This window comes from Methylomonas sp. BG-2, assembly GCF_057766305.1.
Genome location: NZ_JBYMAP010000212.1, coordinates 1 through 6,656, shown reverse-complemented (window position 1 = coordinate 6,656; position 6,656 = coordinate 1). Strand labels below are relative to the sequence as shown.

At 50.3% G+C, this 6,656-nt stretch carries 9 protein-coding genes; 4 read left to right on the top strand and 5 right to left on the bottom strand.

Going from position 1 to position 6,656, the window contains the following annotated elements:
- Positions 1-36 precede the first annotated feature (36 nt).
- Positions 37-420 (top strand): HNH endonuclease, encoded by a 384-nt coding sequence (locus tag AC3B8H_RS16775; RefSeq protein WP_488442694.1) that lies wholly within the window; start codon positions 37-39, stop codon positions 418-420.
- A 105-nt stretch (positions 421-525) separates the two neighbouring features.
- A complete protein-coding gene (locus AC3B8H_RS16770; protein WP_488442693.1) occupies positions 526-720 on the top strand; it encodes a hypothetical protein in 195 nt (64 codons plus the stop codon).
- Positions 721-722: 2 nt separating this feature from the next.
- On the opposite strand, the gene istB (AC3B8H_RS16765) is transcribed toward AC3B8H_RS16770, so the two are convergent.
- The 5 genes from istB (AC3B8H_RS16765) to AC3B8H_RS16745 form a co-directional block, all read right to left on the bottom strand.
- Entirely contained in the window at positions 723-1,472 is a 750-nt protein-coding gene (gene istB, locus AC3B8H_RS16765; RefSeq protein ID WP_488442692.1) for an IS21-like element helper ATPase IstB, read from the bottom strand.
- The gene (locus AC3B8H_RS16760) at positions 1,462-2,076 is read right to left on the bottom strand and encodes a Mu transposase domain-containing protein (protein ID WP_488442691.1); all 615 of its coding nucleotides are present in this window, start codon (positions 2,074-2,076) and stop codon (positions 1,462-1,464) included. The genes istB (AC3B8H_RS16765) and AC3B8H_RS16760 overlap by 11 nt, the downstream gene beginning before the upstream one ends.
- A 175-nt stretch (positions 2,077-2,251) precedes the next feature.
- On the bottom strand, positions 2,252-2,998 hold the full coding sequence (gene istB / locus AC3B8H_RS16755) for an IS21-like element helper ATPase IstB (protein ID WP_488442690.1): 747 nt from the start codon (positions 2,996-2,998) through the stop codon (positions 2,252-2,254).
- A complete protein-coding gene (gene istA / locus AC3B8H_RS16750; protein ID WP_488442689.1) occupies positions 2,995-4,542 on the bottom strand; it encodes an IS21 family transposase in 1,548 nt (515 codons plus the stop codon). Before istA ends, istB (AC3B8H_RS16755) begins: the two co-directional genes overlap by 4 nt.
- 218 nt (positions 4,543-4,760) lie before the next feature.
- The gene (locus tag AC3B8H_RS16745) at positions 4,761-5,039 is read right to left on the bottom strand and encodes a hypothetical protein (protein ID WP_488442688.1); all 279 of its coding nucleotides are present in this window, start codon (positions 5,037-5,039) and stop codon (positions 4,761-4,763) included.
- A gap of 92 nt (positions 5,040-5,131) precedes the next feature.
- On the opposite strand from AC3B8H_RS16745, the gene AC3B8H_RS16740 reads away from it, so the two are divergent.
- Together AC3B8H_RS16740 and AC3B8H_RS16735 are read left to right on the top strand one after the other, a co-directional pair.
- A complete protein-coding gene (locus tag AC3B8H_RS16740) occupies positions 5,132-6,244 on the top strand; it encodes a hypothetical protein (RefSeq protein WP_064029160.1) in 1,113 nt (370 codons plus the stop codon).
- 148 nt (positions 6,245-6,392) lie between these two features.
- Positions 6,393-6,656 (top strand): hypothetical protein (locus AC3B8H_RS16735; RefSeq protein WP_488442687.1); only part of this gene is annotated, 264 nt, incomplete at its 3' end.

Sequence of the window (6,656 nt, the reverse complement as noted above, 5' to 3'; positions counted from 1 at the left end):
ACCCCGAGAGCATGCCTAACCCAAGTTTCTGAGTTATTGCGAAAAATTCAATCCAATAAATGCTTCTATTGTGGCACGGCTCTTTCTAACCAGGCAGATGTCGATCATTTCGTACCCTGGTCAAAGTATCCTCGTGACTTGGCTCATAACTTCGTTCTTGCTCATGCCTCCTGTAACCCGCACAAATCTGACATGTTAGCGGCTGAAAGGCATCTGGATAACTGGCTCGATAGAAACGTTCGATATAACGCAGAATTGATCTTCGAATTAACTAATTTCAACTCCGACCTGAAATGCTCAAATAGGGTAGCCTATTGGGCTTATGAACAAGGCATAAACATTGGATCCCATAGCTGGGTAGATAAACAGCTTACGGAACCTTTGAGCAGAAATTGCCTTGGGTTAATTCTGTCGCCATAGAAATTTTATCGTTGAATCGAATCTGGTCGAATTTGGGTTGGATTGATGACAAGCCGAGCTCAGCCCGAAAATTAGTTTATTTTATTCGTACTTTACCCGTACCCCATGACTCACCCAAAAGCCAATCGCATTGCGGTATTCGTTGACGCCGAAAATGTCACAAACTGGATCAAGCACGACGGCGTCAGATTGCTGATGCAAGAATTAAATCAGCTTGGCCAGATTATTATCCGTCGCGTGTCAATCGGCGTAGAAAATTTTCCACAGATGGGCGTCGAAAAGTTTCCAGTTTGCGCGTAGGGTTATTGGTTTTCTGTAGCTTTTTTTCGTTGCTTGAATCGGTAAGATTCGTTGCCGGTTTCGAGGATGTCGCAATGATGAGTAATACGATCCAGTAGTGCTGTGGTCATCTTGGCATCCCCAAAGACCTGTACCCATTCCCCAAAGCTGAGATTGGTCGTGATGATCAGTGAAGTCTTTTCATAGAGGTGGCTGATCAGATGAAAGAGTAAAGCCCCGCCTGAAGCTGGGAACGGCAGATAGCCCAGTTCATCGAGAATAACAGCATCCATGTGCTGTAGTTGCTTGGCCAGATTGCCTGCTTTGCCGAGCTGTTTTTCCTTATCAAGCTGGTTGACCAGATCGACGGCATTGTAGAAGCGAACCCGCTTACCTTGATGGATGGCGGCAATGCCAATAGCGGTGGCCAAGTGAGTTTTGCCGGTGCCTGTACCACCGATCAAAATCAGGTTGTAGGCCTGTTCCATGAACTGGCCAGACGCTAATTGGCCGATGCGGTGCTGAGGCAAAGGCGTTTCATGCCAGTCAAAATGCAGTAAATCGCGATGAATGGGGAAACGAGCGGCTTTGAGTTGGTAGTTGAGGCTACGAGCCTGTCGATCCGCTTGTTCGGCGGCAATCAGTTTATCCAGCCAGACTTCCGGCATAACCGGTTTCTGTTGATGACTGTATTCGGCTTGCCACTCGGACCATGAGGCGGCCATACCGAACAGATGTAACGCTTTGAGCTGGGCGGCGCGATCAATGGACATGATTCACGCTCCGCAGGCTATCGTAACGGCTGCAATCGGCGATGGGCTCGATGGTCAATGTAGGTGTCGCCGAACCGGTTTCGCTTAATGCCACGGGCCGTGCGGCCTCGGTGAGTCGGCGCATTTCATTCAGCACAATCGCCGCACTGACAATACCGGTCTGCAAGGTTAAATCGCAAGCCACTTCCAGAGCATCCAAGCCGTTGTCGCCCAGGTCCCTTGCCATCATGAGTAACTCGACAAACGCTCGATCCCCTTTTGGTTGTTTCAGTACGCGGTCACGCACTACCGTGATCGAGACCGGTAAATCCCAAGTCACGAACGGCGCACCATTACGTAATGCCCCCGGCTTTTTCTCCAATACCGGCAAGTAATGCCAAGGGTCGCAGATCAACTGGTCGCGTCCGAAGTGTCTTGGGTGGTCAGCGATAACCTGTCCTTCAGCCACCATACGCACGCGATTCGCCGTGACACGCACCGATACGGCCTTATTGGCCCATTGCGCCGGTACACTGTAGCGATTGCGCTCGATGCGGATCAGACATTGGCTGCTGACGCGGCGCATTTGCTCCACATAACCATCGAACACGGCTTTGATTGGCAACAGCAGTGGTTGCTCTTCGATAAAACACTCCGCCGTCGTGCGCGAGGTTTGTTCTGGATGCGGTCTTGCGTAATTGCACGAACTTGCACACCCAAGTGCAGAGCATCTGCACACCTAGGTGCATCACTTGCACACCCTTGGCCTGAAGGATGTGCAAGCGATAGGTTTTAGGCCTTTAGGCCGTGTTTTTACCTTTCAGCTTCCGCATCGATTCGCCCTTGAGTTCTATCGGATGGGCTCGATGGACGATCCGATCCAGAATCGCGTCGGCAACAGTGGCGTCTTCGAACAATTCGTACCATTTATTAGTCGGATATTGACTGGTAAGAATCAAGGAGCCGACCATCGATTGCTGATCCAGGATTTCTAAAAGTATCGGCCCTAATTGAGCGGGTACGCCGCCAATGCCGACATCGTCGATGATTAACAACGATGCGCTGATTAATTGACGTCGCAGTTTGGGCAAGCTGCCGTCGGCCATTCCCACGGTTAAATTCTCAAATAAGCGGGTTGCGGTCATATAGAGCGTACTTAACCCTCGCCGGCAGGCTTGTTGACCAAAGGCACAGGCGATCCAGCTTTTGCCGGTGCCGGTCGTACCGGTCAAAATCAGGTTTTGTTTTTGCCGCATCCATTCACCGGTCGCCAAGGTTTGTATTTGCAAAGGGTCCAAGCTACGTTGATTGCGGTAATCGATGTCTTCGAGTACCGCCTGGGAATAACGGAGTTTGGCGTTTTTCAATAGTCGTTCGATTTTGCGGGCGTCTTTACTTTGTAGCTCCTGCTCGATCAACAAACCTAGGCGTTGTTCAAAAGGCATGGCGGTATATTTCGGTTCGGACTGCTGTTTTTCCAAGGCGGCCGCCATGCCGTGCAGGCCAAGCTGAGCAAGTTTATGGGGTATGGTTCCGGCGATGATCATAGCGGTGTCTCCGATGTGGTGGTGAAATAATCAGCGCCACGCAAGTTCTCATGTTCGATCACCTTGACGGTTGTCACCGTTGACAAACGGTTATCGGCATTGGTACGAATAATGCCCCTTAGCCGATCAAAACCCAGGCAATTCAACCGTAGTGCATGGGTACAAGCTGATTCAATGCGCCCCTGCCAGTTGTCTTTCTGGGCGTCTCGCCTTAATAATTGCGCGGCTTTCAGACGGCTGGCAAAGTGGCGCTTGTCTTCCAAGCTACGTTGCAGAAACGTCACGGTAGACGGACCAATGGATTGCGCCCAGGTCTGTAATCCTTCCAGTGTCCCTTCGCGAAACAAACGGTGGTTGGGCGGCATATGCTCGTCCAAGGTGGTTCGGCCTGGGCCAATTTGGCGGATATGCGATGCTACTAGCTGGCGTTGGTAGTAGACGTGAACAAACTCGTCGTTGGCCCGAATATCGACGTGTTGATGGGAGTAGGTATACAGCACTGAATACTGGTGTTGCTCATAGTCAACGTGGTAACTTTCATCGACTCTGACCTGGTAGCGCCATTGGCTATAAGGATAGGGATCGCTGCGAAGCCCTTCTAACACCGGTGCATCCAATTCGAAAAAGCGTTGGAACCGACTATTCGGATAAGTACGAGTGGTACGCTCATTGAGTTTTTCCATCCAGTAGCTGATGGCGGTATTCAATTCGTCCAAGCTAAAGAACACTTGATCGCGTAACCGGGCCAGCACCCAACGCTGCACGATTTGTACGCCGATTTCGCCCAGTGATTTATCCTTAGGCTTACGCGGTCTGGCCGGCATTATGATGAAATCGTAATGCTCGGCAAGTTCCTGATACGCGGAGTTGAGCAACAATCCCTGCTTGTTGTTCTTCAGCACGGCGGATTTTAGATTGTCCGGGACGATGTAACGTGGTACGCCGCCGATGTGCGCCAACATGAGCGCGTGAGCCTTGAGCCAGTCGGCGATTTTCTGGGATGCGACGGCAACGGCAAACAAATACCCAGAAGCGCCCAACGCGCCGACAAACACCTGGGCGAACCAAACTTCCCCGGTTTTGGCGTCGCGAATCGGCATGGTACGTCCACAGAAGTCGACGAAGATATATTCGCCCGGAAAATAGATTTGTCGCAGGCTGATCTTACAAGTGCGTTTCCAGGCTCGGTAACGGCGGCAATATTGCTCGTAAGAAAAACCCTCCGGATTGCGTTGGCGATATTCCTCCCAAAGCAATTGCAAGGTCATATCCTGTTTGTACAATTCGGAATGCACCTGAATCCAGTCCGGAACAGGTTTTCGAGAATCGCCCGGCTTTTTATCGCCGAACAGCGTTTGGTAAAGTTTGCCATCATCCAGAGCCTGGAGATCGGCCCAACTCAATTGTTTGTTGACCAATTGGGCGTTAACCGCTTTAGCGGTATTGGGTGAAATGCGGCAGGTGCGGCCAATGGATCGCATCGAAAGGTCTGGGTCTGCCAACAGTCGAATCACTTGGCGCAACGTGGTTATGGATATTTTCATTGTCTTTCCTGACGCCGGGGCGTACGAAATCCTCCGCCCGGCGCGATGTATTAAAAAATGGGTGTAAGAACAGACGGCCGACTTGACGCCGGCCTGAATTAGATCGACAATGAAACCGTCATGAGTACTTGAATTTCTTGACGGTTTTTTGAAAAGCCCAGGGCTGCAACCCTGGGCTTTTGTCGTTCTGAGTCTGCGAATTTATTTGGGCTTGGGGGTTAGCTCATTCGGTTTCTCCTGGTCTTTGTCAGTTTGTGGGATAGATAAGCGTGCTCGGCCAGCCAACGCGCAACATCCTGCGTCAGCGCAAACCGGCCACGCCGGCCTTCGATTTCGAATTCCACCACCGGTATCCGCTGCCGCAAACGCGCTTGGCGGTAAGCCGCTGGATTGGTAAATCCCAACAGCTTCCATAGATCGCGACTTGCCAAGAGCGGGCCGTACAGACGAGTCAATGTCTCCTGCAATTCCTGTACTAATGGCTCGGGTTGTGTCATGTCACGTTCGGTAGCAATTTTTGATGCGCCATAGGGTAACTGATGTACGCTATCCGCGAAACAGGAGAGATTGAGCAAACTTTTACCCTAAAATGGCAACAATAAGTCAATTAAAACAATCATGTATCAATTTTCGCCTCGACGATGCGAAAAAAGCGATACTTCAACCAATTGCCGATAATCCCTACAATCGCCGTTTGATCAACCGCCTAAGAACGCAGTATTGGTATGTCGGTCTTCAGCAGAAAGCCCAATTAGCCACCGCCTACCAATTGGAAAAGCACTTCGAGCCCCAAGATAAGACCAAGGATGGCATACCGTTACCTGCAAAAAATAAGTGGAGTAAATACCAAGCCGGTAAACACAAGCCCGGCGCCGCGTTGGTTGCCTTGGTGGATGCCAAGGCACCGGGTTCCGCTCGAGACATCAATCATCCACTCTGGGAAGTGCTACGTCTGGGAGATCGGGTGCTACCGAAAATCGATAATTGGCTGGAAAAGTTAGAACCACAGGTTCAAGCGATTGTGTATCGATCCGCGAAAGACGGCGGTATTAGCGCCGCTAAGCGCCGCCAACCTTACTCCTCGTCAGTGAGCCGCCGGTTGCTCAAATTAGCCAGTCTCGATACGTTGACGGCCTTAGTGCTGTATTGGCGTGAGTCCAAGCAACAGGGCAATCATGTCCACAACCGCTGGCAAGCCCAAGACATTTACCGAATGTTACTGATGATGGGGAGGAATTTCCTGTCACGCCGGATTGGAGAAGAATTGTATGTGGTGTTTGTGGCGCAAATCTTTTGCCAAACCGATTGGGGAGATAGGCAGTTCTTGGTCAACTCCGTTCATTACCTTTGGGCTATTGAATTACTGAATACTGCCCTCTATCAAGTGCCGGCATTAAAACCTTTCGCCTCGTGGGCCAATCGTCGCCGAGCTATGTACCTATTGTTGCAAGGCCAATACGGGTTTGATGTGCCGCTTGGCCTGGGTGTAGTACTCGCACCCAATTGGCGATACGGACCGCCGACCGAACAACAATGGAAAACCTGGCAATCGGATTTTATGGAATGGCAATGGGGTTGGATACACCTGTGCCAAGAAACCAAAAGCTCCTATGGTGAGGATTGGCTTTGGAAGGAGTTGGAGAAGGAAGTTCAGAGTACGCGACAACTGGCTAACGGAAAATGTGAGTCTGCGGCAATATGACGCATTCTGGATGTTAGTGCCATGACTATACTTGCTTTCGGGCATAAATAACGCCCACAACCAACATGAGTTCTCAAATTTACTATTGATCTAGAACGCTCAAGTTCAAGGAGATTAGATATCAAAAACAACGATATATGCCATTTTCATGGGCTTATTTATAAGTTTTCTTTCAACTCTGTCCTTCGCGGATGAACAAGAGGCAACAACAACATCAACTATTGTGGCCCCACAGGAATATCTTGAAATACTGGATGAAAATGGCGAATCCACAATCTATAAGATAGTTCCATCTGCACAAGCCAATGTACAGCAAGCCGCCGCGACCTGCGTTAGATATACTAATACCGTAACCGGAGGTCCTTTGGCTCCAGGAGCCGCAGCAGTTGCTTATGGACCTTACACGACAAAC